This is a genomic window from Tolypothrix sp. PCC 7601 (genome assembly GCF_025677855.1).
GTDB classification, from domain to species: domain Bacteria; phylum Cyanobacteriota; class Cyanobacteriia; order Cyanobacteriales; family Nostocaceae; genus Aulosira; species Aulosira diplosiphon.
Genome location: NZ_CP064879.1, coordinates 2,526,227 through 2,553,117 on the forward strand (window position 1 = coordinate 2,526,227; position 26,891 = coordinate 2,553,117).

Annotated in this window: 20 protein-coding genes, 1 tRNA gene, 1 pseudogene and 1 CRISPR repeat array; of the genes and pseudogenes, 11 read left to right on the plus strand and 11 right to left on the minus strand. The window is 40.3% G+C overall.

Annotation, left to right across the window (positions count from 1 at the left end):
• Window positions 1-81 precede the first annotated feature (81 nt).
• Window positions 82-1,104: a transposase gene (locus tag HG267_RS10605; protein WP_081583864.1), complete on the plus strand. Its 1,023-nt coding sequence runs from the start codon at window positions 82-84 to the stop codon at window positions 1,102-1,104.
• Here HG267_RS10605 and HG267_RS10610 read toward each other — a convergent pair.
• Both HG267_RS10610 and HG267_RS10615 read right to left on the minus strand, forming a co-directional pair.
• A complete protein-coding gene (locus tag HG267_RS10610) occupies window positions 1,101-2,648 on the minus strand; it encodes a type I restriction-modification system subunit M (protein WP_081583964.1) in 1,548 nt (515 codons plus the stop codon). The two genes, HG267_RS10605 and HG267_RS10610, sit on opposite strands and share 4 nt — an antisense overlap.
• Before the next feature lie 197 nt (window positions 2,649-2,845).
• Window positions 2,846-3,010, minus strand: a complete 165-nt coding sequence (locus HG267_RS10615) for a ribbon-helix-helix domain-containing protein (RefSeq protein ID WP_081583965.1) — start codon at window positions 3,008-3,010, stop codon at window positions 2,846-2,848.
• A 168-nt stretch (window positions 3,011-3,178) separates the two neighbouring features.
• Between HG267_RS10615 and HG267_RS10620 the strand changes: the two genes are divergently transcribed.
• Window positions 3,179-3,334, plus strand: a complete 156-nt coding sequence (locus tag HG267_RS10620; RefSeq protein WP_155539131.1) for a hypothetical protein — start codon at window positions 3,179-3,181, stop codon at window positions 3,332-3,334.
• A gap of 63 nt (window positions 3,335-3,397) precedes the next feature.
• Complete coding sequence (cas12k, locus tag HG267_RS10625) at window positions 3,398-5,434, plus strand: type V CRISPR-associated protein Cas12k (protein WP_045869560.1); 2,037 nt, start codon at window positions 3,398-3,400, stop codon at window positions 5,432-5,434.
• A 678-nt stretch (window positions 5,435-6,112) separates the two neighbouring features.
• A CRISPR array of direct repeats spans window positions 6,113-6,805; the repeat unit is 37 nt; unit sequence GTTTCAATAACCCTCACGGCTGGTGGTGGGTTGAAAG.
• Window positions 6,806-7,141: 336 nt separating this feature from the next.
• On the opposite strand, the gene HG267_RS10630 is transcribed toward cas12k, so the two are convergent.
• The 3 genes from HG267_RS10630 to hisF form a co-directional block, all read right to left on the minus strand.
• A tRNA-Ala gene (locus tag HG267_RS10630) sits at window positions 7,142-7,214 on the minus strand.
• A gap of 82 nt (window positions 7,215-7,296) precedes the next feature.
• Window positions 7,297-7,488: a hypothetical protein gene (locus tag HG267_RS10635; RefSeq protein WP_045869562.1), complete on the minus strand. Its 192-nt coding sequence runs from the start codon at window positions 7,486-7,488 to the stop codon at window positions 7,297-7,299.
• A gap of 99 nt (window positions 7,489-7,587) precedes the next feature.
• Window positions 7,588-8,361: an imidazole glycerol phosphate synthase subunit HisF gene (gene hisF / locus HG267_RS10640; protein WP_045869563.1), complete on the minus strand. Its 774-nt coding sequence runs from the start codon at window positions 8,359-8,361 to the stop codon at window positions 7,588-7,590.
• A gap of 155 nt (window positions 8,362-8,516) precedes the next feature.
• On the opposite strand from hisF, the gene ruvB reads away from it, so the two are divergent.
• The gene (ruvB, locus tag HG267_RS10645; RefSeq protein WP_045869564.1) at window positions 8,517-9,617 is read left to right on the plus strand and encodes a Holliday junction branch migration DNA helicase RuvB; all 1,101 of its coding nucleotides are present in this window, start codon (window positions 8,517-8,519) and stop codon (window positions 9,615-9,617) included.
• A gap of 243 nt (window positions 9,618-9,860) precedes the next feature.
• A complete protein-coding gene (locus HG267_RS10650) occupies window positions 9,861-10,667 on the plus strand; it encodes a tetratricopeptide repeat protein (RefSeq protein WP_045869566.1) in 807 nt (268 codons plus the stop codon).
• A 103-nt stretch (window positions 10,668-10,770) separates the two neighbouring features.
• On the opposite strand, the gene HG267_RS10655 is transcribed toward HG267_RS10650, so the two are convergent.
• Together HG267_RS10655 and HG267_RS10660 are read right to left on the minus strand one after the other, a co-directional pair.
• Window positions 10,771-11,121, minus strand: a complete 351-nt coding sequence (locus HG267_RS10655; RefSeq protein WP_045869567.1) for a cupin domain-containing protein — start codon at window positions 11,119-11,121, stop codon at window positions 10,771-10,773.
• Window positions 11,118-14,012 carry a glycerol-3-phosphate acyltransferase gene (locus HG267_RS10660; RefSeq protein WP_045869568.1) on the minus strand — a complete coding sequence of 965 codons (2,895 nt, stop codon included), beginning with the start codon at window positions 14,010-14,012 and terminating at the stop codon, window positions 11,118-11,120. The genes HG267_RS10655 and HG267_RS10660 overlap by 4 nt, the downstream gene beginning before the upstream one ends.
• Before the next feature lie 1,199 nt (window positions 14,013-15,211).
• Between HG267_RS10660 and HG267_RS10665 the strand changes: the two genes are divergently transcribed.
• Complete coding sequence (locus HG267_RS10665) at window positions 15,212-16,546, plus strand: hypothetical protein (RefSeq protein WP_045869569.1); 1,335 nt, start codon at window positions 15,212-15,214, stop codon at window positions 16,544-16,546.
• A 169-nt stretch (window positions 16,547-16,715) separates the two neighbouring features.
• Here the strand turns inward: HG267_RS10665 and HG267_RS10670 are convergent, their stop codons facing one another.
• Window positions 16,716-17,639, minus strand: coding sequence for a YbhN family protein (locus HG267_RS10670; RefSeq protein WP_045869570.1), 924 nt, complete (start codon window positions 17,637-17,639; stop codon window positions 16,716-16,718).
• Between the two features lie 585 nt (window positions 17,640-18,224).
• Between HG267_RS10670 and HG267_RS10675 the strand changes: the two genes are divergently transcribed.
• Both HG267_RS10675 and HG267_RS10680 read left to right on the plus strand, forming a co-directional pair.
• Entirely contained in the window at window positions 18,225-18,791 is a 567-nt protein-coding gene (locus tag HG267_RS10675) for a DUF6658 family protein (protein ID WP_045869710.1), read from the plus strand.
• 78 nt (window positions 18,792-18,869) lie between these two features.
• Complete coding sequence (locus tag HG267_RS10680; protein ID WP_045869571.1) at window positions 18,870-19,409, plus strand: hypothetical protein; 540 nt, start codon at window positions 18,870-18,872, stop codon at window positions 19,407-19,409.
• A 302-nt stretch (window positions 19,410-19,711) separates the two neighbouring features.
• Here HG267_RS10680 and larC read toward each other — a convergent pair whose 3' ends face one another.
• On the minus strand, window positions 19,712-20,989 hold the full coding sequence (larC, locus tag HG267_RS10685) for a nickel pincer cofactor biosynthesis protein LarC (RefSeq protein WP_045869572.1): 1,278 nt from the start codon (window positions 20,987-20,989) through the stop codon (window positions 19,712-19,714).
• Window positions 20,990-21,188: 199 nt separating this feature from the next.
• Here larC and HG267_RS10690 point away from each other — a divergent pair, with 199 nt between their 5' ends.
• From HG267_RS10690 to HG267_RS10700, 3 genes and pseudogenes are all read left to right on the plus strand, one after another.
• On the plus strand, window positions 21,189-21,854 hold the full coding sequence (locus HG267_RS10690; protein ID WP_045869573.1) for an L-threonylcarbamoyladenylate synthase: 666 nt from the start codon (window positions 21,189-21,191) through the stop codon (window positions 21,852-21,854).
• A 368-nt stretch (window positions 21,855-22,222) separates the two neighbouring features.
• Window positions 22,223-23,443: a HetZ-related protein gene (locus HG267_RS10695; protein WP_045869711.1), complete on the plus strand. Its 1,221-nt coding sequence runs from the start codon at window positions 22,223-22,225 to the stop codon at window positions 23,441-23,443.
• A gap of 601 nt (window positions 23,444-24,044) precedes the next feature.
• A pseudogene (locus HG267_RS10700) lies at window positions 24,045-25,068 on the plus strand (transposase).
• Window positions 25,069-25,104: 36 nt separating this feature from the next.
• On the opposite strand, the gene HG267_RS10705 reads toward HG267_RS10700, so the two are convergent.
• Window positions 25,105-25,314: a Panacea domain-containing protein gene (locus tag HG267_RS10705; RefSeq protein ID WP_235623030.1), complete on the minus strand. Its 210-nt coding sequence runs from the start codon at window positions 25,312-25,314 to the stop codon at window positions 25,105-25,107.
• A 129-nt stretch (window positions 25,315-25,443) separates the two neighbouring features.
• Window positions 25,444-26,886 (minus strand): cardiolipin synthase, encoded by a 1,443-nt coding sequence (gene cls / locus HG267_RS10710; protein ID WP_045869574.1) that lies wholly within the window; start codon window positions 26,884-26,886, stop codon window positions 25,444-25,446.
• Window positions 26,887-26,891 lie beyond the last annotated feature (5 nt).

Genomic DNA, 26,891 nt, shown 5'->3' on the forward strand with positions numbered 1-26,891 from the left:
TCTACAAATAGGTATCGGACAATCAGAGAAATCAGTAAACTCTCAACAGCACAATGCAATCTGGAACATTACACTCTATTTTTGTTATCGGAACCGAAGCATGGAGGATGCAGTAGGTTAGCAGAAATATTGGGGAATGTTTCACATGATAGTGTGAACCGTTTTTTGTTGAGGGAGAGATACGCTCCCTATGATTTGTTCAGTACGGTAAAGACTATTATTAACTTGACAGGAGGGATTTTAAGTGTAGACGACACAGTCATAGAAAAACTGTACAGTAATCCAAAATATGCAGAATTAATCGGTTATTTTTGGTCAGGTAAATATCATAAAAGTATCAAAGGGATAAATTTAATTACGCTGTATTACAGCGACATACATGGAAGCTCAGTACCAATAAATTACAGAATATACGATAAAAAGGAGGGGAAAACGAAGAACGATTATTTCCAAGAGATGCTAATTGAAGTAATTGATTGGGGTGTAAAACCAAGGCTAGTAACAGGAGATAGTTGGTACTCAGGAGTAGAAAACTTAAAATTTTTAAGAAACCAGAAATTGGGTTTTCTATTTGGGGTTGAGAAAAATAGAACTGTCTCTAATGAACCAGGAAAGTATTGCCAAGTAAGTGGTTTAGAGATTCCTGATGAAGGGTTGGTAACTCATCTGAGAGAATTTGGATTTATCAAATTGTTTAGGAAAGTCTTCAAAAAAGAAGACTCTAGACATTATATATTGTATCTACCAGATGCTGAAGCTCTTCAGCAAATAACTCGCAGTGAATTTGTGACAATTCATGATACTCATTGGGGAATAGAAAGTTTTCACAGAGCAATAAAACAAGTATGTGGAATTTGTCGATTTATGGTGAGCCAGTGCGTTGGGCGGGTCTCCCGACTTGAAGCAACTGGCGAACCCGTAAGGGTTAGAGATAGCCATGCAATTAAAACACACATATTTTGCTCACTTCAAGCATTTGTTCGTTTAGAGCTAATGCGGTCTGAAAACATCATTTCTAATTGGTATGAATTACAAAGAAACTTGTTTACTTTAGTTGTGCGTGATTATATTGTGGACAATCTCACCAATACTTGTGCTGCCTAGTACACATCAATAATATTTTTTGTCAATGCGTAAGTCCTAGCTTTGACTTCTGATCCTGGAATTTTAAGCATCAGGTATCCTGGGCGATCCGCCGCCTCAAATAACTCCTGTTGCAGCGTCGGGTAAACCTGCCAGTAATCGCTCAAAGCTTCAATATCTCGCTTGGGTATCCCCCCCAACAGATGCGCCTCAATATCCTGAATATCTTCCTCTTCCTGAGAGTCAATATAACGCGGAATATTCAGGTTGTACTCATTCCCCGCAATTTCCTCAACTGGAACCATCCGCGAATATTTCGCCACCTCAAGCTGTTTGTTGAAGACATCAACAATCTTATGAATGTCCTGCTCTCGCAGACGGTTTTTATTGCCGTCTTTAACAAACCCCTTGCTGGCATCAATCATAAAAATGCCTTGGCGATTCTCGGCATCTTCCTTGTCTAACACAATAATGCAGGCAGGAATCCCCGTCCCATAAAACAGGTTCGGCGGTAGCCCAATAATCCCCTTGATAATGCCCTTGCTAATCAGATTTTTCCGAATTTCCGCCTCCGCATTCCCCCGAAACAGCACCCCATGCGGCAGAATAATCGCTCCTTTACCATTACTTTTCAGGGAGCGAACCATGTGCAGCAAAAAAGCATAGTCCCCATTTTTAGCCGGAGGAATGCCATAGCCATCAAACCGTTGAAACTCATCCTTGGCTGGATTAAGTCCATTACTCCAAGCTTTGGAGGAAAACGGAGGATTAGCCACAGCAAAATCAAAAATTTTCAGGCTACCATCTTCATTTTTTAATAGAGGATTCGCGAGAGTATTTCCTTGTTGAATGTCTCTAGTAGGATGTCCATGAATAACCATGTTCATGTGAGCTAACGCATAGGTAGCGTTGTCCATCTCCTGTCCGTAGATGGTTAAGCCCTGTTCTGCTTCATCCGCAGCTTTAATTAACAGAGAACCACTACCACAAGTTGGATCATAAATCGTTTGACTCTGATTTTTGGCAGAATTAACACCAATAACTTTAGAGATGACACGGGACACTTCCGCCGGAGTATAAAATTGTCCCTTACTTTTACCCGATTGCGTCGCAAAGTTACGCATCAGATACTCATAGGCATCGCCTAAAATATCATCACCATCAGCACGGTTATTACTAAAATTTAGTGCTGGATTCTCAAAAATCGCTACCAAGTTGGAAAGCCTATCCTGCATTTCCTTACCCTTGCCCAACTTGTCATCATCATTGAAATCAGCAACGGTAATGATCCCTACTAAGTCATTTGCCTCGGCTAACTTGGTAATAATTTTGTTGATACCATCCCCGATATCTTTCTGTCCTTTGAGAGCAATAATATCCTGAAAGCCTCCGCCTTCAGGCACTTCAATCAGCGCATCTGCTACACCAGCATATTTATCAGATACATATTTAACGAACAATAAAACCAGTACATAATCCTTATACTGCGAGGCATCCATACCACCCCGCAGTTCATCACAGCTTTTCCATAACGAACTATAAAGTTCACTTTTCTTAATTGCCATTTTGTATAGCCTTTAAAAGACCTCCCCCAATCAACTTTGCCAGACGTTCTTAAGCCCGTCTGACACTTTGCCTTGAAGTTTTGACATCGTGCAAAGAACCAATAACATACCACGCACAAGAACATAGCTCATGTAGTGGCTGAGGATATATCGTATATCAGGAATGCTCAAATTGGCGCAGATACAACAGCTACATATTATTGCGGCGGATTTTGCTTCTCTCGCTCTTCAACCGCCTTACTCACAATCCGCACAACAAGATTACTGATGGGACGGTCTTCTTCTTGCGCCCATCTGACTAAAGCCTCATGGATCTCTTTGGGGAAATATATCGAAGTTTGTACGCGATCGCTCTGGCTCATTAATTTTCAAAACATTTATCGCCAGTTCATCATAACCCCACTACCTTGTTACAAGGCTAAATAATGTTTAACAATGTTTGGCAATGTTTAATGATAAACTTAAAACATTGCTGAACATTAATTTAATGTTCAGCAATGTTAAATCTCTATATCTCGAAAGTCCAAGCTATGCCTAACTTAAGTAATATTTGCTACTTAACTTGTAGGGATTTTGGGCAACTTCCATCATCTGCAAAGTTGGCAGCATATTTTGCAGATATTGCACCATCAACGAAATTTTTGGATTGCGATCGCGTCAAGTGCGATCGTGCTGATAAAGGCTAATAAGCAATCAAGTTCTAACTAAACGAGCTAAGAAATTATTTATTTTATGGAGAGGTTCACACTATGAGCCGCGATCGCCAGAAGAAATCCACGAGTCCAATCCATAGAACTATACGATGCCATCTCCATGCTAGTGAAGATGTACTGCGTAAAGTATGGGAAGAAATGACCCAAAAAAATACTCCTCTGATTGTTCAATTATTGAAGAGTGTAAGTGAGCAACCAGAATTTGAAACCAATCAAGAGAAGGGAACAATAAGTAAAAAAGAAATCACAAAATTACGCAAAGCTCTAACAAACGATTCTGATCTTCAACAACAGTCAGGTCGTCTTGGCTCATCAGCAGACTCTTTAGTAACAGAGGTTTATACATCATGGCTTACATTATCTCAAAAAATAAAAAAGCAGAAAGAAGGTAAAGAATATTTTCTAAATAATATTCTCAAAAGTGATGTTGAACTTGTACAAGAAAGTAATTGTGATTTACAGACAATCCGTTGTAAAGCACAAGATATACTGAGCCAGCCAAAAGAATTTCTAGAACAGATTACTAATCATGATGCCGTTCTAAATCAAACAAAGTCAGCGAGGAAAAAAGTTCAAAACAGTAGTAATGAAATTAACGCCTCCAAACAAAGGGAAAATTCTGATTACCAAGAAAACGTAGATAAAAATATCCCAGAAACATTGACTGAAATTTTATATAAAATCCATAAAATAACTCAGGATATTCTAACGCAGTGTGCCGTCGCCTACCTGATAAAAAACCATAATCAAGTTAGTGATCTAGAGGAAGATATCAAAAAGCTTAAAAAGCGTCGCACTGAAAAACAAGTCCAGATTAAACGTCTAGAAGAACAAATACAGAAGAATAAATTACCTAATGGTAGAGATATAACAGGAGAAAGATATAATCATGCATTTGATAATTTAATCAATCAAGTACCTCAAAACAATGAAGAGTTCGCAGAATGGATAGCTAGCTTATTAAATAAAGTCTCAGATTTACCGTATCCTATCGATTATTTGTATAGCGATTTAACTTGGTATAAAAATGAACAAAGAAAAATTTGTGTTTACTTCAATGGCTGGGCTAAATTTCACTTTCAAATTTGTTGTAATAAACGCCAACTTCATTTCTTTAAACGCTTTCTAGAAGACTATAAAGCTCTTAAAGAAAGTGAGAAAGGAGAAATAAAACTTTCAGGTAGCTTGGTTACACTACGTTCTGTACAGTTGTTGTGGCAACAAGGTGAAGGCGCTGGTGAGCCGTGGAAAGTTAATAAATTAGCTTTGCATTGTACCTATGATGCTCGTTTATTGACAGCAGAGGGTACTGAAGAAGTAAGACAAGAAAAGACTGATACTACACAAAAACAAGTAACTAAAGCAGAAGGTAATGAAAATATCGATAGCGATGAACAAAAAAACCTGAATAGAAATATATCTTCATTGTCTCGGCTTAATAATTCATTTGCTCGTCCCAGTAAGCCAATTTATCGAGGTCAGTCTAATATAATTGTTGGTGTTAGTTTCCATCCTGTTGAATTAGCAACACTTGTTGTAGTTGATATAATTACTAAAGAAAAAATCATCTGCAAAACAGTCAAACAGTTACTAGGTGATGCTTTTTCTCTGTTAAGTCGTAGACGACGACAACAAGTGCATTTTCGTAAAGAAAGAGAAAAAGCTCAGAAAAAAGACTCTCCTTGTAATATGGGCGAATCGCAACTAGGAGAATACGTTGATAAATTGCTAGCCAAGAGAATAGTAGAAGTCACTAAGGAATATAAGGCTAGCTGCATTGTTTTACCAAGATTAAAAGACACGAGGGAAATCCGTACCAGTGTCATTCAAGCAAAAGCGGAAGCCAAATTCCCTGGTGATGTAAATGCTCAAAAAATATATGTGAAGGAGTATAATCGCCAGATACACAATTGGAGCTACGGCAGGCTTCAAGAATCCATAAAGTCAAAAGCTGCCGAGTTTAAAATTAGTATTGAATTTGGTATGCAGCCATCTTATGACAATCTGCAAGAACAAGCGATAAATCTAGCATTGTCTGCTTACCAATGCAGAATTAATACTATTGGTAGATAAAATTTCTACCTAAATATTGTATTGTCTTTTATATTAAATCGGTGCCGTCATATATATATGCTCTTTCGAGAGTTAACTATATGATGCAACAGTGTCAGCCCCTTTGTATAGATACTGTGGAATGGGTTAGTTTAACGCTTGTACAAGCGTATTCTTTCTGACCCTGGTAGCTGCTAACTCAACCTGTGCGTTCATCTAAGCGTTTGTTAGCAGTAATTGCTTGGGTAAGCAAATGCTGCTGTTAGATGAGAAAGGACTCGCACCGAGACGCATGGGAAGTATAAGGTGTTAGGGTGCCAAACAGCCCAGAACCTTAGCTCTTGACATCAAACTCTTTTTCCTTGGTGTTAGGTGACAGAGCGGACTATATGACTGAAATCTGGGATTTTGGTTGTATGAGGACATCAATACCTCTTACTTTACAGCAAAGTAAGGGTACGGGTATACCGTCATGGTGGCTACCGAACTACCACCCCCTAATTTTTATTTTTGGCAAGTCAAAGCAGGAGCAAAATCCCTGGAGTGCTGCCAAATGGCTAAAACTATTGTCTTGACTGCATTTCATTCATTTCAATGCGAATGCAAGTTTATTTGTTAGTGATAGAAAATAGGCTTTTAAGTAGACTTGCCAAAATCGCTTCTGGAAAATAGTCAGGATAAGAGTTTGACAAGTGCGGGGTTTCAATAACCCTCACGGCTGGTGGTGGGTTGAAAGTTAAAGATGTACATATAGAAAAAGAATCTTACGCGTTTCAATAACCCTCACGGCTGGTGGTGGGTTGAAAGCTCCGCCTTTAGAACATTTCACTTGAGCATCCATGTGGTTTCAATAACCCTCACGGCTGGTGGTGGGTTGAAAGATTCAGTTAATCCTGTAGCTACACAAGGTTTTGATAGTTTCAATAACCCTCACGGCTGGTGGTGGGTTGAAAGAAAAATTCCAAACTAGCTAAATCTATTAGTGATGGTTTCAATAACCCTCACGGCTGGTGGTGGGTTGAAAGTAATAGATTTCAGAAGCATTGGGCTAAGTTTCACCGAGTTTCAATAACCCTCACGGCTGGTGGTGGGTTGAAAGTTCCTGCTGAATATATGGTTATAGGTTTGATAGAGTTTCAATAACCCTCACGGCTGGTGGTGGGTTGAAAGTTTCCTAATGGAGAATTCGGAGTTGGTTTCGTTCCCGTTTCAATAACCCTCACGGCTGGTGGTGGGTTGAAAGGTTTCATAGTAGTATCACTCCTGCGGCGTAAGCGCCAAATGTTTCAATAACCCTCACGGCTGGTGGTGGGTTGAAAGGCTTCTGCCAAGTATAGTTGCCCCAATAACTTATGGTTTCAATAACCCTCACGGCTGGTAGTGGGTTGAAAGATTTTATCGCTATGTTTTCAGCAATTTCACTATTATGTGTTCTATTGTAAAATTATTTATTAGGGTGGTTTGAAAGGAGCACTTCAATGGCATATTGCCTAAAACTGTGCAGTTGATCCCATAGATCTCTAGATACATTTAGAGTCAATGTATCTAGCGAGAAACTTAACTTAATTTTGGACAATAATTATTTAAAACTGGTTTCAACTCTGGACAATAATTATTTAAAACTGGTTTGAGTACTGAAAGTCAAGAAAACAGGTTACTTATGTCCCTTAACTACGTCAAAATGGACAATAATTCTTTAAACCTGACAATAAATATTTAATGTACAGATGGAGCTAAGCGGATTCGAACCGCTGACCCCTTCAATGCCATTGAAGTGCTCTACCAACTGAGCTATAACCCCGGAATACGCGTTTCTAATTATGGCTGAATAATATTATCTTTGTCAAGATGAGTAAATGAGAATTTCTACTCCTAGGACTTAACTAAGATACTTGCAACAAATAGCTGATACAGTGTCCCATCAGAAAGTAAACTACTAACATAGCCGCAGCTGCTAGGGCCACTAAGGTTCCAGCCAACATTAAAGAAAATTCCTTGTGCTCAAAGGCTTTTTCCATTAAGTGGAGTGACCAAGCCACCAGCGCCACATCGAATAACAAAATAGGAATCAACATATTTATTAATATTTATTCATAGTAGTTAATTTATATTAACACTGTTTCAAGAAAGCGTCTCTGACCTGGGATAAATGTCCTATAAGGATAAGTTTTTGCTCAGTTAAGCATTCTTACTGGAACGGAGCGATCGCGCAAATAACTCTTGATTTGAGCTACGCTTAGATGTCCATAATGTAACAACGATGCTAATAGCGCTGCTTCTGCTTTCCCCTCAGTTAATGCAGCGTGAATATGTTCGCAGTTTCCTGCACCACCCGAAGCAATCACAGGAATTTGGACAGCGTTAGCGATAGATTTTGTCAATTCCAAGTCATAACCAGCTTGAGTTCCATCAGCATCCATACTTGTTACCAATAGTTCTCCAGCACCGCGCTTTTCTACTTCTTGTGCCCAGAGTAAAGCATCTTTGCCTGTATTTTCTCTGCCACCTCGCACATACACATCCCAACCTGGATTCTCTGGGTCAACTCTGCGTCTAGCATCAATAGCAACAACTATGCACTGATTACCAAAGCGATCGCTTGCCCGATTAATCAAGTCTGGTTCACGTACTGCCGCAGAATTAATACTAACCTTATCTGCCCCGGCTCGTAACAAACCTTTAACATTTTCTAAGGATTGAATCCCACCGCCTACGGTTAAGGGAATAAAGACCTGCTCTGCCGTGCGGTACACCACATCTATAATTGTATCTCTATCTTCATGAGTGGCGGTAATATCTAGAAACACTAACTCATCAGCACCGGCTTCGTTGTAAACCTTTGCCAGTTCTACCGGATCGCCTGCATCTTGCAGGTTAACAAAGTTAACACCTTTGACAACTCGTCCCGCCTTCACATCTAAGCAAGGTAAGATTCTTTTAGCTAACATAATAATTTTTGTACTCCTGGGTAATTGTCCGGAATTTAAATTTTAAATTGGCGTGCGTGTTCTCAAGCGAAAATATTTGGATACCTTGTTTATGCGTTGTTTTGTAGCCAACATCCTGCTTACACAGTCTTCCTTAACCGTTGATAGCTGAAATTATGGCGATTATCTCCTCTAAAAAACAGCCTCAAGAACCCAATGAACAACCACCGCAGCGTCCTGAGTCAGCGAAAGCTTCTGCTCACCAAGAACTTTTGCAAGCCGAAGCTGCGATCGATGAACAAGGTAAACAAGAAGAAAGTATTCGCCCGCAGCGATTTGCCGATTACATTGGGCAAAAAGACCTAAAAGATGTGCTAGATATTGCCATCAAAGCTGCCAAATCAAGAGGTGAAGTGCTGGATCATTTGCTACTATACGGGCCGCCGGGACTGGGTAAAACCACAATGGCAATGATTTTAGCATCGGAAATGGGGGTAAACTACAAAATTACAAGTGCGCCAGCACTAGAACGTCCACGGGATATTGTAGGGCTACTAGTGAACTTAAAGCCAGGAGATATTCTCTTTGTTGATGAAATTCATCGCCTCTCGCGGATGACCGAAGAGATTCTCTATCCCGCAATGGAAGATTATCGCCTTGATATTACCATTGGTAAAGGCTCCAGTGCGCGCACCCGGAGTTTACCTTTGTCCAAATTTACTCTAGTGGGAGCTACAACCCGTGTAGGTGCTTTAACTTCTCCACTACGCGATCGCTTTGGTTTAGTCCAAAAACTGCGATTTTATGAAGTTGATGAACTGAGCAAGATTGTACTGCGAACTGCTCAACTACTTCAAACTCCGATTACAGAAGATGGCGCTACAGAAATTGCCAAGCGATCGCGGGGCACGCCCCGAATAGCAAATAGGCTACTCAAGCGAGTACGTGATTATGCGGAAGTTAAAAAATCTGGGGAAATTAACCAAAGTATTGCAGGTGAAGCACTGCAACTATTCCAAGTAGATCCATGCGGTTTAGATTGGACAGACCGCAAGATGTTAAGTGTAATCATTGAACAATTTAATGGCGGGCCAGTGGGCTTAGAAACAATCGCCGCCGCCACCGGAGAAGATACCCAAACCATTGAAGAAGTTTACGAACCCTACTTGATGCAAATTGGCTATTTAAGCCGCACTCCCCGTGGTAGAACCGCCACCACAGCAGCATACAAGCATTTAGGTTTTAAGCCACCTAATGAACAGATGTCTTTGCTGTAATGATTTTAGATAGGGCATGGGGCATGGGGCATGGGGCATTGGGCATTGGGCATTGGGCATTGGGCATTGGGCATTGGGCATTGAGTTTGGTATTTTTCCCATTACCCAGTCCCCATTACCCCTTATCCCCAGAGGGGGCCCCGAGTTCCCCAGTCCCCAGTCCCCAGTCCCCATTACCCCTTATCCCCAGAGGGGGCCCCGAGTTCCCCAATCCCCATTACAGATAGACACAGATAAAGCCAGATGATTCAATTAATTAGTATTTTTCTCAGTTTTTTACTTGTGTTTGGCTGGGGTACACCAGTGATGGCACTCTCCCAAACTACTAATCTGACTCAAGAACAGTTAGAACAAGGGGATGAGTTGGCAAATAAAGCTTTTGCTGCTACTAATCAAGGCGATTTTGCGACGGCGGAAACCTACTGGACACAGATTATTGAGCAATTCCCGACTAATGCTGGTGCATGGAGTAATCGCGGCAATTCTCGGGTGAGTCAGAATAAGTTAGAAGCGGCGCTGACGGATTATAACAAAGCTATAGAACTGGCTCCCCAAGTTACCGATCCTTATTTAAATCGTGGTACAGCTTTGGAAGGATTGGGAAAATGGCAAGATGCGATCGCAGATTATAACCATGTCCTAGAGTTAGATCCCAAAGACGCAATGGCATATAACAATCGCGGTAACGCTAAAGCCGGATTGGGAAAATGGCAAGATGCGATCGCAGACTATCAAAAATCATTTGTGATCGCTCCTAATTTCGCCTTTGCCCGTGCTAACTATGCTCTCGCACTATATGAAACTGGGCAAATCGAACCAGCTATTCGCGAAATGCGGAATATAGTCCGTAAATATCCCAAATTTGCGGATATGCGCGCAGCACTGACAGCAGCCTATTGGGTGACTGGACAAAAAGGTGAAGCCGAAAGTAACTGGGTTGCAGCCGTAGGACTTGATACCCGCTACAAAGATATCAACTGGGTAACAAATATTCGCCGTTGGCCTCCCAGTATGATATCTGCTTTGGATAAGTTCTTGAAACTCCAGTAAGGAACTTCCAAATATAAAAAATAATCAATCGCTGTGGGACGCAGGGGGACAAGGGGAATAACTTTTAACTCCTAACTCAGCACTCAGCACTCAGCACTATCAATCATGATGCTGGCTTTTCAACGCGCAAACCGAAATAGGTAAGTATGAGTTCATCTTTACCTGTGTTCACAACTTCGTGAACTTCACCCGGTTCTATGGCAATACAGTTACCTGGAAGTAGGGGGTATTCCACACCATCAACATGAATTACCCCCTCACCAGCTTCGACAAAAAACACTTCTGACATATCTTGATGGGCGTGGGCTGATGCGCTTTGTCCTGGTGTAAAACGCGCTTGCGAAAAGTTCGTCAGGTGAGGTAAATCTCCCAGACGCAGCATCACTTTTTTCTTGATTTCCGGATTGTGAGAAACGGATTCTTCGGGTAAATCGTTCAAGGAAGCGGCAATCATTCGGGTCTCAAATCATTGGATAATTCCACAATACCCCTAGAACCATCTATGCGGACTCGCTGCCCATCTTGCAGCAACCATGTAGCACCACGCACATCCATAATAGCAGGAATACGGTATTCACGGGCAACGATCGCACCGTGTGAAAGCCTACCTCCTGCTTCGGCAATTAATCCTCCAGCCCTGACTAGGAAAGGTGCCCAGGCAGAATCGGTATAAGGTACAACGAGAATTGTCTCTTTGTCAATTTCGGGTATTGTTTGTAAATTCCGTAACACCTTAACTTTGCCTTCCGCCTGTCCGTGGCTGGCGGGGATACCATGTAAGACTTGGTCAGAATATAGCGGTGATGGCGGTAGAGGATGAGGCGGTGTATGACCGTAAACTAGTAGGGGAATTTGAGTGATTTCGCTGTCTTGAACAAATTGCGATCGCCTTTTTTGCACTAACTTATGTAACTGAGTACTAATTTCTAGCTCAGGATTGGCAATTAAACTGCCAATTTCCTCAAATTCCAAAAAGAAGATATCGCCGGGTTGACTTAGCCAGCCGGATTTTAACCAAATCTCTTCTAAAGCAACAAAACTCCAACGTAATTCGGCTAAGAGTCGCGAATAAACTTCGGTAACTCGACCTTTAAGATCCACTCTTCTTTGCGCGCTTCCCCGCTTCCGTTTCCCAGAAAATACCTGATTTATCGGATCTACGCCCCCAGGTTGGGGATCGTTTCCCTGCATTAACTGCACAAATAACTGCTGTACATACTGCGGGTTTTCTTTCCAGGTGACTACAGAAATATCTGTGCCAACTTCACTTAAATAGCCGTAATCTTGCAGCAGTTCGTTGAAATCATACAACAGGTTTTTGCCTTCAGGTGTTTCATCCAACTGCTCAAACACTTTCTCAGGCTCAAATTCCGGTAATATTTGTTTGGCAGTTTGCGCTAAACTACTCAAAGCTCGCAGTACTGCTACCTCTGGCGCAACGCTATGATCGATTTCCCCTTCTTTGATGCGGAATATCTTTTGTCTGATAGCAGCACTGATCGGAGCGAAAATACTGTAGTAAGTCCCCAGGCGCAGCACATCTAAAATTAATTCAATTCTTCTCCAGATCAGCGCTGGTTCTAAATTGCTGATGGACTCATGAGCTAACTGCGACAATACAGGTACAAATTTTTCCCGGTAATCTCGCTTAAAGTCTTGCTCTAAATCCCTTTCTCGCTGCACTAACCGCAACAATCCGGGAATACTTCGTAATGTAGCCAGTAAGGGTGGTCTACTTAATTTATCGCCTCTGGTCAAAAATTCTAAACTTTCTGGCGGTAGACCCATTCTGAGAAAAATATCTCCCAGGAGGGATGCATTAAAATAAGCTCTAGAATAATGAAGTGTAGCGGTTTCGGCAAAGTCTAATCCTAAGACGCGATCGCCTAAACCTATAGTAAAAATTTCTCCCCAAACACCGCAAGTTAAGGGACGATTCACCGACCAAGTTAAGGGGTGAATCACACCGGGAATAACTTCCGCAGCGATTTTCCTCGTCCAAATAGGTAATAAAGTAGTGATGGGTCTAGCTTGTAATACCCACAGAGTTTGCCCATCATAACTCCACTCAATATCTTGGGGAACGCCGTAGTAACGCTTTTCCAGGCGACGGGCTAAAAATGCTACTTGTTTAATAATGGCTTGTGGTACTCTTCCTGTACCTTCCAATTGCACAGAGGAGAAATTCTCAGTTTCCACCACAAAAGCCCGATATTGTTCGGGTGTAATTCTGCCAGAAACAACTTGACTGGCGCTCCCTGGTAAAGCTTCAATCACAATGGCATCACCTTGCTGAGTGATGGGATCGCGACTGAAGGCCACACCAGAATAGACACTCTGGACTTGTTGCTGCACCAATACAGACATCGATTGGTCAGGCAAACCGCGATCGCGCCGATATTGTACAGCTGTGGGATGATCGTAAGAAGCTCTAACTTGAGCGATCGCTTCTTTTAGCCCCTGTTCGCTAGTAACGTTCAATACTGTTAAATACTGTCCAGCAGCCGAGGCGGATTCTGAATCTTCGCCAATTGCTGAGGAACGCACCACTAAAGGCGATAATTCCGAAGGTTGAAAAAAATCGATAACTGCGTCTACATCGTCATTGGGTGTTAGTAGCCATCCCTTGGGGACTGGATAACCCCAGCGTTTAATTTGAGATAATGCTGCTGCTTTGTGCCCAACTATCGATTCCTCTAAGTCTTCATTCAGAGAGAAAAGCTTGATATCCCCGCCCAAAAATTCCAGCATGGGCTTTGATTCACTTTTCGCCCCTGGGACGGGTAACTTCAAATCATCAGGAATTCTGGTATAAATCCAGCCTAGTAAGCCAGCTAGAGCTACAGCTGCAACCACTCTGGAGAAGTCTTCCGCGTGCAGTACAATCTCAAATATAGGTAACAGCAACAAAACTCCAAATTTCACTAGCTTTTTCGATTGAAAAACTGAAAAGGCGATCGCTGCTAATAAACCTATAAATCCCGCCACAAGTGGATCATGTACCAAAAATCCCCAGACGACGTTGGTTGTACCAGCCCCTCTACCTAGCGAGTATCTACCCAATACTAGGGCAATCATGGCAATTAATTCCCATGTTGACCCCTCACCAAAGAAAGCGCGGGCAATGAGAACTGCGGCAATACCCTTAAAAGCTTCAGATAATACTGCTAGAATCCCTACCAGTTTGCCACCGTGGTAAAAAGCGGCTGACACACTGATATTTCCTGTCCCCAGTCTTGCCAAGTTTTTACCAGTGATGGCATAGGTAATCCAGGCAATTAGCGGTATAGCACCCAATAGGGGGCAGACAATTAAAATAGTTAAGGCACCCCAAAGTTCAAACATCTTGGATTTTGGATTTTAGATTTATTTTGCATTTTGCACGTTGCATCTCAAATCTCAAATCTAAAATCGGTGGGAAATTTTATTGATGCTTCTAAGGGCGCTTTTATCAGGATGAGCAGGAGACACTTGGCTATGGCAGAAGCTTTTACCAGTGTCCTGCTAAACTACCAAATACTAAGCTGCTAGTTACTTAGTTTAGCGCATAGGCAGCTTGTAGGGCCCAAATAATTAGGGCGGCAATTGACCCCAAAAGCAGCACGGTAGAGATAGTGACCACTTTTGGAGAGTCAGCGCCCTCAAATTTCATAATTCCACGATTTAAGTCGGACATAGCGGTGTATGCCTCCTTGGTTACAGTGCTAATTTGTCCGTTTTGATTGTAGTCCTTCTGTTTAAAGATAGTGCTAATTCATCATTATTATTTTGTTTAAGCTTTGCAACGATAACTCAGCTAAATTTATATCTGCCTGTGGAATTAGAGGAAATTTTATACTAGAAATCGGGGATTAGTGCAAGAAGCATTTTCTAAGTTTGCTTGTAGGTTGTAAGCATCAGGCGCAGTCGGGAAAATTTATGCTCCTCAATCAGCTTTTAAACATAAGTAACTCGGTGGAACTCAACCGAACTATGTTACGAACTGTAAATAAGCTTGAAACTCTGACCAATGAACAATGACCAACCTCTACAGTTATCTTTAATTGTGAATTGCGCCGACCTACTAAAAAGCTTTAAACGCAAAATTTGCAAGTATTTTTTATACATTAATAAATCTAATTATTTTGTAATAATACTTAATAAAATATTTAGCCAGCATAAGTATAAATCAGCCTAAAGATGTACAAGCAAGCTGTATATGCTTAGAGGATGTCTGAAAGCTAAGAAAGCTCACAGTATTTCATTTATGCTCAAACAACTTAGATGAGTAACAGGACTTACGCAAGCAAAATTTGTCATTGCGACCGGAACGTAGTGTAGGGAAGCAATCCCATAGTTTTAGGGGATTACGTCGCTACGCTCGTAATGACGTAATTCCGTGACTTTTGCGTAAGTCCTAATTACATCGAAGAAATTTGTTGGTATGTTTACCTAAATTTCGGTAAAAAATTACGTAATTTATGAATTATTGATTGATACTCTGGTTTGCTGAGGTTAAGCTGATAACAATATGATCAGCAACGCTTTGGTTCTTGAAAACAGGTATGGCAATTAATGGTTTAGACATTAGTCAGGAAGAGCAGGATATTGTTAAAAGCAAGTCTCAACCAATGACTCTGCAAATTGCACAAGAAAGGCTTTACAGCTTTCTTGTAGGAATAGTGCAAAAATGGCAACCAGATGATACGTTGCAAGAGTTTAAAAGTTTATTTATAGATTTCAAGGATTCGCCTAATTTAGCTAAATCGACTGGATTATACAGAATTTCTTTCATGAAGAAAGAAAAAGATTTTAGCTATACGATCAAACGTTGCTTTTATATATTAGTAAATAACTGGGAAGCTCAAAGACGATATAAATATATCCACGAATTAATTAAATTATTTGATGATTATCAAGATAAAACCCAAACTAATAGCCGTGACGAGATAATACACAAGATTTGGTTAAAAAATTTTATTAATAGCCAAGATTACAAAGACATCAAATTATTGGCTGAAAAATACAAAAAACAAGTAAATAATTCAGCAACTAAAAGTAACTGGGCTAATCGCTATACTTCTTATTTATTATCGGCACAAGCTTTTGACGACAAGAAACCCAGAGAGCAACAAGAGGTAGCAAGAAAGCTCTCTAGGCAGATGAAGGACAAATTTAAATTTGAATTAGCGATGTATATTGCTCGCTCTCAGTCTTCCGCATCTAGTAAATTTCGCTACAAAAATCCTAGCCTTTTGGGTGATAATATTATCAGAATAATTAAAATTATTTTGGTTAAAAAAGGTAGATTTAGTTATGAAAATATTGCTAATATATTTATCAAACAAACAGAAAATCAGAAATTAAAAGATTTTAAACAAAGTCTGCAAAATTATTTATTTTTTACTATAGCATCCCAAGGTTGTACAGACACTGTGATGCAGCAATTATCAGAAACTCTATCTTCCTGGAAAAAAGAGGCTGATGAAAAGATTGTTACTCCTAACTTATTCCTGAGAATTTGTAATCGATTAATTGATTGTTTAACTATAGAGAACGGCACAGAACCATCAGCATTATTTAGTTTGTTGATTTCTCAAAGACATCCTCTAACATTAATAATTTTACTATTAAAAATTATTTTAATTTGTGAAAACGCACGTAGCCATTTAGAAATTAAAATTGCTCACTTAATTAGATACTATGAAAATTTGCCAGAAGAAGAATGCCAAAAGTTTATTAATTTTTTAGAGTTTTTTAATATTACATTTGCAATTTATGCTGAAAATGTAGAATACACATTGATAAAAATCAACGAACATGTGACAGAAGTAGAAACATTAAATTCAGAGAATATAGATGATTATCGAGTATTTTCTCAATCAAAAATGGATGACTGAGAATTAATAATTTTGTCATGCAAAAAATACACAGGACTTACCCAAGCAAAATTTGTCATTGCGACCGGAACGTATTGTAGGGAAGCAATCCCATAATTTTAGGCGATTACGTCACTACGCTGGTAATGACGTAATTCCGTAACTTTTGCGTAAGTCCTAATACAATAAACTATTGAGCTAGGTATTCATCAAGCCAAGCTAGAGCCGCACCAGCAGTTTCAGCGACAATACTAATTAAACGATAGAGAGCGATCGCACTAATCACCACAGCCGCAGGAAAATGATTTTGCAAAAGTGCGATCGCAGTGGCTTCAAATACACCCAATCCCCCAGGCGCGCCAGGAACAACAAACCCCAGTAGCCAGGCGAAACTAAACGCCCCTAGCAATAAAGGAATTTGACCCGCATTCAAAGGCCCCAAGGCAAATAGAGTTAAGATAAACCCAGCCCCACGCAACCCTAAAAAGGCTAATTCTCCTAATAAAGGGCGTACAGGATAGCGTTCAATACGCAGATTGCTACTGGAGTCGCTACCCTGTCGATCCAGCTTTTTCTCTTTCAATTTATGTACAAAGTGAATGACTGGGTTCAAAAACCAGGGATGAAGCGCACAAAGCACCACAGCCAAACACAGAAATTGCAATATTAAAAACAAAATATTGGTATTGGCAGCAGTCAATTGCGTACCAAATACAAGTACGATAATTAAAGCAGCCGCAGCCATCAGGAGTGGTTCTAGTACGACACTTAAAGTCGCAGCCCCAGTAGAACCTGTAGCATTTTTTGCCGCTACAATTCTGCCGTAGTGATGCCAAATATTGCCTGGTAAATACTTAGCAATGTTTGTTTTGAGATATACCTGAATTAATTGAATGGATACTACAGGTTGATTTAAATCTTTGAGAACCCAAGTCCATATCCAGCCAGCCCAGGTATGTGCAAGTAAAGTCACACCAGTTGCGATCGCTAAAATTGCCCATCCATCTGTATCAATCTGGATGTTTGTTACTTCTTGCCAATGATCTTTTAAGGCTTTGCCTAAAAAAACCAGCGTTCCGCCTAAAATTATCCAACGTAAAATTTTTTTCCACATTCCAGCAATTTAACGATTAAATACCTTCAGGCTGAACATCTCAAATTTTATGTTACATCAGCTGATTAATATTATGGTTGAGTGGGAGAGAAAAACTGAAAACTGTAGAACTTGGGTTAATAAACAAAACCTAACATCAAGTTTATGATTTGAGTTTAGTTGCATTCAATTTAGTTAACTAAACGCCCACTTACTAGCTACTTCCGGAAAAATAAAAGAGTATTTTACTAACTATCTTCATCATAACTCGAATATTTAATATTCTTTAACAAGCTTTTATTAGAAAGTATAAATTAAAAATCAAATTTACAATCAAGAGCATATACTGTGATGCGTAGCTTAATAGTAGGTACCATCAGGATTACAAGCTAATTATCTTAGATAATCTCTCTCCATAGTTAGATAAAAATAGTGTATTGGTCGCTATCAGAATGTGACTTACGCTAGAGGAAAAGCATTTTTAAACTTTCTATTGTTGATAATTGTTGAACACAACGTTGCTCAACTAAATCAAGTGCAAATTTCGCTGACAAACAAATCATGTTCAGCGTCAATTGGCTTGCTGATAGTTGCAAGGAGGATTTAGTGAATCGTTTGACAGCTTTATGGAAAAAACTACGACTGCGCCAAATTTTAACTGTCTGCGTGGCCAGTCTATTTTTGATAGTTAGTACTGCTTGTACTGGAGCAAATGCACAAGGTGCAAATCCTCAAAATCCAGCTGTACAAGCTGGCGGTGCAAACAATCCATATAAAAACGGTGGAGATAAATATACCAATTATAGAATGTCCACCGATCCTAAAGTTACTAACTCTAGCAGCCGGAATGAACGTGACCAAGCTAGCTTAGAACCAATTTCAGGACTGTTAATTGCCACTAATCAAGAATCCAAAATACTTTACCCTGGTGCAGAAACACCAACAGGTAGAGTGTTAAAAGAAGGTGAATTACCCCTGATTACCGAAAAGAATTTTCAACAACCTGAAGCAGGTGGTTTAATTCAGCGCGAACCAAATGTAGGCACTCGCATTAAAGACCGTATTGATACTGTCAAAGAAAATGTGAAAGAAGCTTCTGGCTTTTTAAAAGAGAAAGCAGATGAAGCAAGTGCGAGACCTGAATTACAAAAAGATCCAGCAGTAGGCAGATAAGAAATTTATTTGGTTACTGAAGTTGAGTATTGGAATTACAGTCCAATAATTTAGTCAGAAAATGCAAGGAGTAACATCATGAAAAAATTCACAGCTTGGCTACAAAACTTTCGTCCGGTGAAAATTGTAGGAGTTTTCTTAGCAGGAATCCTTCTATTAGTCACACAAGCTTGTAACCGTCCTACAATAGCTGGACAACCTTCACAACCTGGTTCTCAACCACCCAATGCTGAACGCTATGATCCCACAAAGAGTTATGATCTCGCCTCTCCTCAAGGTGGCATGAATAACTTTAGTGATATAGATCCCCGCGCCCGTGGAGATGAAAAAGCAGCAGAAGCAAGAGCTAAAGCTTTGCGGGATAATTCTCAAAGAAACATAGATGAAAAAAGCATTGATAGCACAGGACAATATGTAGAAAACTATCGGCAAGGCACACCCTTTGGTCAAAGAGTGAAAAACTTGGGTGAAGATATCGGTAGTTCTGCCGCAGAAGTAGGTGAAGGTGTTGCTAAAGGAACCAAGCGCGGTCTTGAAAACATCAAAGAAAACACTCAAAATGCTGCTGAAGACTTAGGTAGAAATGCAGGTGATGCTGTAAATAAAACATTGAGATAAGTTCATCAAAATCACTCATCGGTTAAAAGAAATTCAGGGTGGGCGAAATGCTTGCCCTATTTTTTATGTTTGCAATCAATATAGCAATCCTAAATGATTTGTGAAATCTGCTCTGAAGGGTTGTTAACAGTTAACTGTTGACAGTCAGCAGTCAACCGTCAACAGCCAAAACCGATATTTTTCACAACTGAAATAGGAACGCTATAAGTAGATCCAAGAATACTGCTTAAATTTAGGCAAAAGGTTAAAGGTTTTTCCCTTAACCCTTACCCTTTGCCCCCTTTCCCCTTTGCTTGAACAACTTAGCTGGTTGTTTTTAAATACCAACTTTGCAGCGCTAGCCGTTGAATTTCGCGCCAAGGAATATGATGTTTGCGTGCTAATTCTGCACAATCTTCGTATTCTGGCTGGACATTAGCTAGAACACCTTTAGATTGCCAAGCTACCTTAACGCGAACTGTGCCATATTCAGTTTCTACTTGTTGAATTTCTCTTTGTAAAATTGCCCGTTGCTGAGTTGTGCGGCGAACTCCTAAAGTAGTAGTTTCCCGAAATAAAATTGCTTCACAGTTGAGTAAATTTTCTGGATGACAAATGACAGTGAGCAATATTCCGGGACGAGATTTTTTCATCCCTATAGATTGAGTGAAGACATCCACTGCACCTGCGGCAAATAATGCTTCAAATACATAGCCAATTGCTTGGGGATTTAAGTCATCAATTTGAGTTTCTAGTACCGAAATGCTTTCGAGAGTAGGGCTAGTATCGTCATAACTGCTGATATCTCCCTGTAAACTGCTGCTTTCACCCAGCCACATGCGTAGTATATTGGGGATGGGCAAATTTATCGAACCTGCTCCCAATCCTACCTGCTTGATGGTGATTGGTGGTGGTGAACCGAATTCTCTTGCCAAAGTAGTGGCGATCGCAGCTCCCGTAGGTGTTACTAATTCTCGCTCAATTCCGTTGCTATAAACTGGACAACCCCGCATTTCCCACAATTTCAAGACAGCGGGTACTGGTACTGCCATTTGTCCATGCGCTGCACGCACTGTGCCTCCGCCTGTGGGAAACGCTGAACAGTAAAGTAAAGGCCATCCTGCGCGATCGCTCCCAACGCCTAACCAATCTAACCCCAAGCAAGTGCCAACAATGTCCACAATTGCATCCACGGCACCCACCTCATGAAAATGAACTTTCTCTGGGGCGATGCCGTGTACAGCCCCTTCTGCAACTGCTAGTTGGCGAAATACAGCTAAACTCCAAGCTTCTGCTCTTTGTGGCAATTCGGCTTGCAAAATCATGCGTTCTATTTCTGGCAGATTTCGTCCATGATGATGACTATGTTCGTGATCATGGTGTGCGTGATTATGTACTAAATCCACATTGACTTTAGTTGCTTGCTGACCATGATCATGATGCTGAACTAATTGAGCTGTTAATTCGTACTCCTTGGCAATTCCCAATTTGTTGAGTTTTTCACTTAAATACTCCAAGGGAACACCCAGACTTACCAAGGCCCCCAAACACATATCACCGGAAATTCCCGATGGACATTGAAGATAAACAAGTGTGGTCATATATAAAATTACTCATCAGTACATAGTAATCAGTTAACAGTACAAATTGCAAAAGCTGATAACTCACAACTGACAACTGAATAACTTTTGAGGATGTTTTCGCAGTTTTAAATATAGTTATCTTTACTGCCTATCCTAGTATTCAATTTTATATTTTCCTGGCAATGTACAACCCTCAATTTTCCTTCCTAAACTTTTTATGGCAAAAATTTTCACAGTCCATCCTGATAATCCTCAAATCCGCCGAATAGAGGAAATAAAATCGGCACTCTCTAGCGGCGCAGTAATGCTCTACCCTACTGATACAGTCTATGCAATTGGTTGTGATTTAAATGCTAAATCGGCGGTGGAACGAGTACGGCAAATTAAGCAGCTAGCGAATGATAAACCACTGACATTTTTATGTCCTTCGCTGTCAAATGTGGCAACTTATGCATTCGTAAGTGATACAGGCTATCGAATTATGAAGCGCCTGATTCCAGGGCCCTACACATTTTTGTTACCTGCAACAAAGTTAGTACCACGTCTAGCGCAAAATCCCAAGCGCAAAACTACTGGCATACGAGTACCAGACCATACTGTATGTTTAGCATTACTGACAGCACTGGGCAATCCCATTATTTCTACTTCCGCTCATTTGCCGCCAGATGAGGATGAGGAAGATGATGAGATATTTGAAGCTAGCGCCAACTCTAATATGTCTCAGGTAGAACTGTTTGACCGTTTGGATAGCTTGGTAGATATTATTGTTGACACTGGCGAAGAACCCACATATGAAGTGTCAACAATATTAGATCTAACTGGAGATCAGCCAATGATTACACGACAAGGTTTAGGTTGGGAAGCAGCAGCAGCATGGGTTTAGAGAGTATAATTCACAACCTAATTCGTCGATTTCGGAAAATCTAATTAAAAAAGCTCCAGTTTAACAATTGTCCTAAATACAGGGTGAAGAACGGCTAGAAGCAGCTGACGGCAAAGTTCGGCGCAGCAAGAGTTTTGGCTGATTTTAGATCATGATAAATCCCCTGTGCTACTAGTCATGAGGTTGCTTTTGAAAAAACCGACACAATACCTTCCCTGTAACCTTTTCAGATTGCCTACAGTCATATATGTGAGCGGTGCTCACAGGGAGTCTTGATGATGAATACAAAAATGTTCACCAATCAAGAAACAACTCAGGTGCTGAAACGACATTGTTATAAGGTGCAATACCATTTCCTGGAAAAAGTTATGAAAGCTAACCTTGCTAATCTACCAACTTCTACATCCGCTTTTGACTTCCAAGCTGCAACTGACGAAGTAATAGCCAGTAATATTAATACTTTGATGCAACTGCTAGTTGAAGAAATTCAAGCCCAAGTAAAAGCTGCACCTGGGTGTGTGCAAGCGGTAGCAAAACGCATAGCAAAGGAAGTGGAACGCATTTGTGATAAAAGCGCCCGCATCCAAACCTCGGGAGAAATCCAAGCTTGGCAGCTAACTTTAGCGAGACATCGTTTGCAAAAATGTCTGCGTTACTACCAACTGGGATCGCGCAGAGGTCGGGTAGAATTACATAGCAGTCTCGGTGCTATGGTTTACCGTCACGTGACTATTTCCGGCTCAGATATGGGATTTCAGGGTCGTTACAACCTGATTGAAGATTTTCTGCAAGCCTTTTATATCGAAGCTATCAAAGCTTTCCGTCGGGAAAATGAACTAGCTGAAGATTACACCCCACGCACTCAGTTACAATTAGCGGAATACATGGCATTTACAGAACAGTATGCCAAGCGCCGCATCAATTTACCTGGTAGCGCTAGTCAGCAGTTAATTATCTTACGCGCCCAAGGTTTTGCGCGTCGCCAGCCCCAAGAAACTACCGTAGATATTGAAATGGCGGTAGAGTCTGCTAAGAGTGAAGAAGGCGAAGCCTACCAGCGTAACTCGGCGGTACAACAGCTGAGATCCCAGATGATCGCCCAAACCAACTTCGATCCCTCAGAAGAATCAGAACGCGATCGCGTTATTACTGAGTTAATTAATTATCTTGAATCTCAAGGTCAATCTGACTGTGTAGATTACCTCACCTTGAAATTACAAGACCTATCTGCACCGGAAATTGACCAAATTCTTGGTCTCACCAGCCGTCAGCGCGATTATCTACAACAACGCTTTAAATATCATGTAGAAAAATTCGCCAAGCAACATCATTGGCAATTGGTACATCAATGGTTAGGTGCTGGTTTAGAGCATAGATTGGGCTTATCTGCTCAACAGTGGCAAACCTTTTTAGGTCTACTGACTGAACAGCAACAGCAAATTTTGCAGTTAAAAACAGCCAGACATAGCGACCAAGCGATCGCTAAAACACTTAAATGTACCCCCAAACAACTGCAAAAGCGTTGGACTCAACTGTTAGACCTAGCATGGGCTATCCGTAACGGCAATCTGGAAGTTCAAACAGGCTGATGAAGTGCAAGATTCAACTTTAAAATTCAAAATTCAAATGTACGCACTAGTACAAAAAGGCTGAATTATGAAAAGTAAAAAATGAATCTCAACACCAAATTTGTACGCTGTTTCTAGATTTTCAATTTTATTTTGATTTAACCTGTCATTTATTAATTAAGTGTTCAGGACATTTGCAAGTCGGAATTTTCAGATTTTAAGCTATTGTGTTTGTTATTTTCAAACAAACAGTTAATATTTTATTAAAGTCGCATTTTGACATTATTGAATACATCAATTAACCTCCATCCTCTCGCATAGCTGTAGAGAGAAATGGGGGTTAATTAATTTGGGATTTTGCGGAAAGTTGCGTGCGGGGGTTCCCCCCGTTGAGCAAACTTTCCTTGGCGTAGCCTCTCCCTTTGGGAGAAGACAGATTTTGGATTGATTTTTATTAATGTTTACAGCTAATGTAATTTTAATTTATTAGGACTAACGCATTGACAGAATGATAAAATAATGCGTTAAGAAAAAAGTGTTGTCTACAAATAGGTATCGGACAATCAGAGAAATCAGTAAACTCTCAACAGCACAATGCAATCTGGAACATTACACTCTATTTTTGTTATCGGAACCGAAGCATGGAGGATGCAGTAGGTTAGCAGAAATATTGGGGAATGTTTCACATGATAGTGTGAACCGTTTTTTGTTGAGGGAGAGATACGCTCCCTATGATTTGTTCAGTACGGTAAAGACTATTATTAACTTGACAGGAGGGATTTTAAGTGTAGACGACACAGTCATAGAAAAACTGTACAGTAATCCAAAATATGCAGAATTAATCGGTTATTTTTGGTCAGGTAAATATCATAAAAGTATCAAAGGGATAAATTTAATTACGCTGTATTACAGCGACATACATGGAAGCTCAGTACCAATAAATTACAGAATATACGATAAAAAAGGAGGGGAAAACGAAGAACGATTATTTCCAAGAGATGCTAATTGAAGTAATTGATTGGGGTGTAAAACCAAGGCTAGTAACAGGAGATAGTTGGTACTCAGGAGTAGAAAACTTAAAATTTTTAAGAAACCAGAAATTGGGTTTTCTATTTGGGGTTGAGAAAAATAGAACTGTCTCTAATGAACCAGGAAAGTATTGCCAAGTAAGTGGTTTAGAGATTCCTGATGAAGGGTTGGTAACTCATCTGAGAGAATTTGGATTTATCAAATTGTTTAGGAAAGTCTTCAAAAAAGAAGACTCTAGACATTATATATTGTATCTACCAGATGCTGAAGCTCTTCAGCAAATAACTCGCAGTGAATTTGTGACAATTCATGATACTCATTGGGGAATAGAAAGTTTTCACAGAGCAATAAAACAAGTATGTGGAATTTGTCGATTTATGGTGAGCCAGTGCGTTGGGCGGGTCTCCCGACTTGAAGCAACTGGCGAACCCGTAAGGGTTAGAGATAGCCATGCAATTAAAACACACATATTTTGCTCACTTCAAGCATTTGTTCGTTTAGAGCTAATGCGGTCTGAAAACATCATTTCTAATTGGTATGAATTACAAAGAAACTTGTTTACTTTAGTTGTGCGTGATTATATTGTGGACAATCTCACCAATACTTGTGCTGCCTAGTACACATCAATAATATTTTTTGTCAATGCGTTAGTCCTAATTCTTATACTTTTGGTACAAAGAAGGAATCACAGGGCCATGTACCCATGCTTGAAAATCTTCTGGGAATAGAGGAGTTTCATGGAGTGCAAGATGCCAAGCTTGAGCATAGTAAACAAGCTTTTGCAGCTTCAGATTACTAATGAAAGCGCCTGTTTCATTTGCTAACCAGATAAAATAATCTGCTACTTGAAAACATGACAGCACTGTAAGCACCTCCTTCAACCTGGTAAATCATTAGCTAGCTTTGATACTCTCTCAGACAAAAGGCTATAAAAAATTTTCTTTCCTTATATAGTTTAATTGTACTATTTTAATTCTGTTTTGCTCTGTCTTTCATAGCAACGGCATCAGTAACCGAGATATTCGCACAGCTAACTTAAACCACAGAGGCTTTCTTTTATATTCTGAGAAATCAACAGCAACAGAAACTGCTAAATCATCCTTTAACATTTTCTCTACACTGGCTACAAATTGGGGTGCAGCCACAAAACCCATAACTTCAAAGTTGAGGAAGAATGAACGATTATCTAAGTTCACCGTTCCTACCCCTGCCATATCATCATCAATAAGGATAATTTTTTGATGCATGAATCCATGTTTGTAGCGATAAAGTTTGATTCCAAATGCTTCCATTTCGCTATAGTAGGAAAAAGAACAGAGATAAACGAATAAATGATCGGGGCGATTTGGTAAGAGGATTCGCACATCTACACCGCGCATAGCAGCGAGTTTCAATGCTGTTAAAGTAGCGTCATCTGGGACAAAATAAGGAGTCGCAATCCATAGGCGAGTTTGAGCTTCATTGATGGCATTGACAAAGAAAAGATTACAGGCTTTTAAACGATCTGCGGGGCCTGTGGGAAGTACAAATGCACTTTGATTGAGTTCGCGATTCGGTTTAATCTGCCAACTGACATCAAGTAATTGGCGAGTCGCCCAATACCAATCTTGCAGAAAAGATGCTTGTAAGCTTTGGACAGTTGGCCCTTGAAGTTTCATGTGAGTATCTCGCCAAGGGCTAAGGCGGGGATTTTTTCCTAAATATTCGTCGCCAATATTTAAACCACCAACAAAAGCTATTTCTCCATCTACTACTAAAATTTTACGGTGGTTACGAAAGTTGAGTTGGAAGCGATTACCTTTACCTTTGGTGGTGTGAAAAGCACTAACTTGAATACCAGATTTGCGGAGAGATTGAAGATAAGAACGAGATAATTTGTTAGAACCTATTTCATCGTAGAGAAAGTAAATATTAACTCCTTGCTGGGCTTTCGCAATTAATGCTTCTTTAAACTTATGACCGGCTTGGTCATCATTAACGATGTAAGATTGCAGCAAAATATAATTGGTGGCGAAGGCGATCGCACTCAACATAGCTTCATAAGTTCTCTTACCATCAATCAGCAATTCGGCTGCGTTACCTGATGTAAAAGGAATCCCTGTAAATGTCTCGGCTAATGGCTGCAAAGTCGCTATTTTGTCTGATAGCGGGACTTTAAATTTGGCAATATCATTGTATGTTTGACGAGCTAGCTTATGGTGCTGTGCATAAACTAAGCGCAAGGCTTCTCCATATCCATGAAATTTAGTTCTACCTAAAATCCAATACAAGGGAATAGCTAGCCAAGGAAAGGTAACTAAAGAAATTCCCCAAGCGATCGCACCTTGAGAAGAACGAACATTCATCACGGCATGAGCTGCATGGGCGATTCCTAAAGCATGAACCACAACTGTAGCTGCACTAAAAAAAGTTATAGCACCAGTATCTATAAGCATTCCCA

What these genes read in the sequence shown, in the direction of transcription:
- HG267_RS10620 (WP_155539131.1), top strand. Translation starts at nt 3,179, where the DNA reads ATGCCTAACTTAAGTAATATTTGCTACTTAACTTGTAGGGATTTTGGG.
- HG267_RS10650 (WP_045869566.1), top strand. Translation starts at nt 9,861, where the DNA reads ATGATTCAATTAATTAGTATTTTTCTCAGTTTTTTACTTGTGTTTGGC.
- cls (WP_045869574.1), bottom strand. Translation starts at nt 26,886, where the DNA reads ATGCTTATAGATACTGGTGCTATAACTTTTTTTAGTGCAGCTACAGTT.
- HG267_RS10690 (WP_045869573.1), top strand. Translation starts at nt 21,189, where the DNA reads ATGGCAAAAATTTTCACAGTCCATCCTGATAATCCTCAAATCCGCCGA.
- HG267_RS10635 (WP_045869562.1), bottom strand. Translation starts at nt 7,488, where the DNA reads ATGTTGATTCCTATTTTGTTATTCGATGTGGCGCTGGTGGCTTGGTCA.
- HG267_RS10655 (WP_045869567.1), bottom strand. Translation starts at nt 11,121, where the DNA reads ATGATTGCCGCTTCCTTGAACGATTTACCCGAAGAATCCGTTTCTCAC.
- HG267_RS10610 (WP_081583964.1), bottom strand. Translation starts at nt 2,648, where the DNA reads ATGGCAATTAAGAAAAGTGAACTTTATAGTTCGTTATGGAAAAGCTGT.
- HG267_RS10670 (WP_045869570.1), bottom strand. Translation starts at nt 17,639, where the DNA reads ATGTGGAAAAAAATTTTACGTTGGATAATTTTAGGCGGAACGCTGGTT.
- HG267_RS10665 (WP_045869569.1), top strand. Translation starts at nt 15,212, where the DNA reads ATGGCAATTAATGGTTTAGACATTAGTCAGGAAGAGCAGGATATTGTT.
- HG267_RS10680 (WP_045869571.1), top strand. Translation starts at nt 18,870, where the DNA reads ATGAAAAAATTCACAGCTTGGCTACAAAACTTTCGTCCGGTGAAAATT.
- HG267_RS10615 (WP_081583965.1), bottom strand. Translation starts at nt 3,010, where the DNA reads ATGAGCCAGAGCGATCGCGTACAAACTTCGATATATTTCCCCAAAGAG.
- hisF (WP_045869563.1), bottom strand. Translation starts at nt 8,361, where the DNA reads ATGTTAGCTAAAAGAATCTTACCTTGCTTAGATGTGAAGGCGGGACGA.
- HG267_RS10695 (WP_045869711.1), top strand. Translation starts at nt 22,223, where the DNA reads ATGAAAGCTAACCTTGCTAATCTACCAACTTCTACATCCGCTTTTGAC.
- larC (WP_045869572.1), bottom strand. Translation starts at nt 20,989, where the DNA reads ATGACCACACTTGTTTATCTTCAATGTCCATCGGGAATTTCCGGTGAT.
- HG267_RS10660 (WP_045869568.1), bottom strand. Translation starts at nt 14,012, where the DNA reads ATGTTTGAACTTTGGGGTGCCTTAACTATTTTAATTGTCTGCCCCCTA.
- ruvB (WP_045869564.1), top strand. Translation starts at nt 8,517, where the DNA reads ATGGCGATTATCTCCTCTAAAAAACAGCCTCAAGAACCCAATGAACAA.
- cas12k (WP_045869560.1), top strand. Translation starts at nt 3,398, where the DNA reads ATGAGCCGCGATCGCCAGAAGAAATCCACGAGTCCAATCCATAGAACT.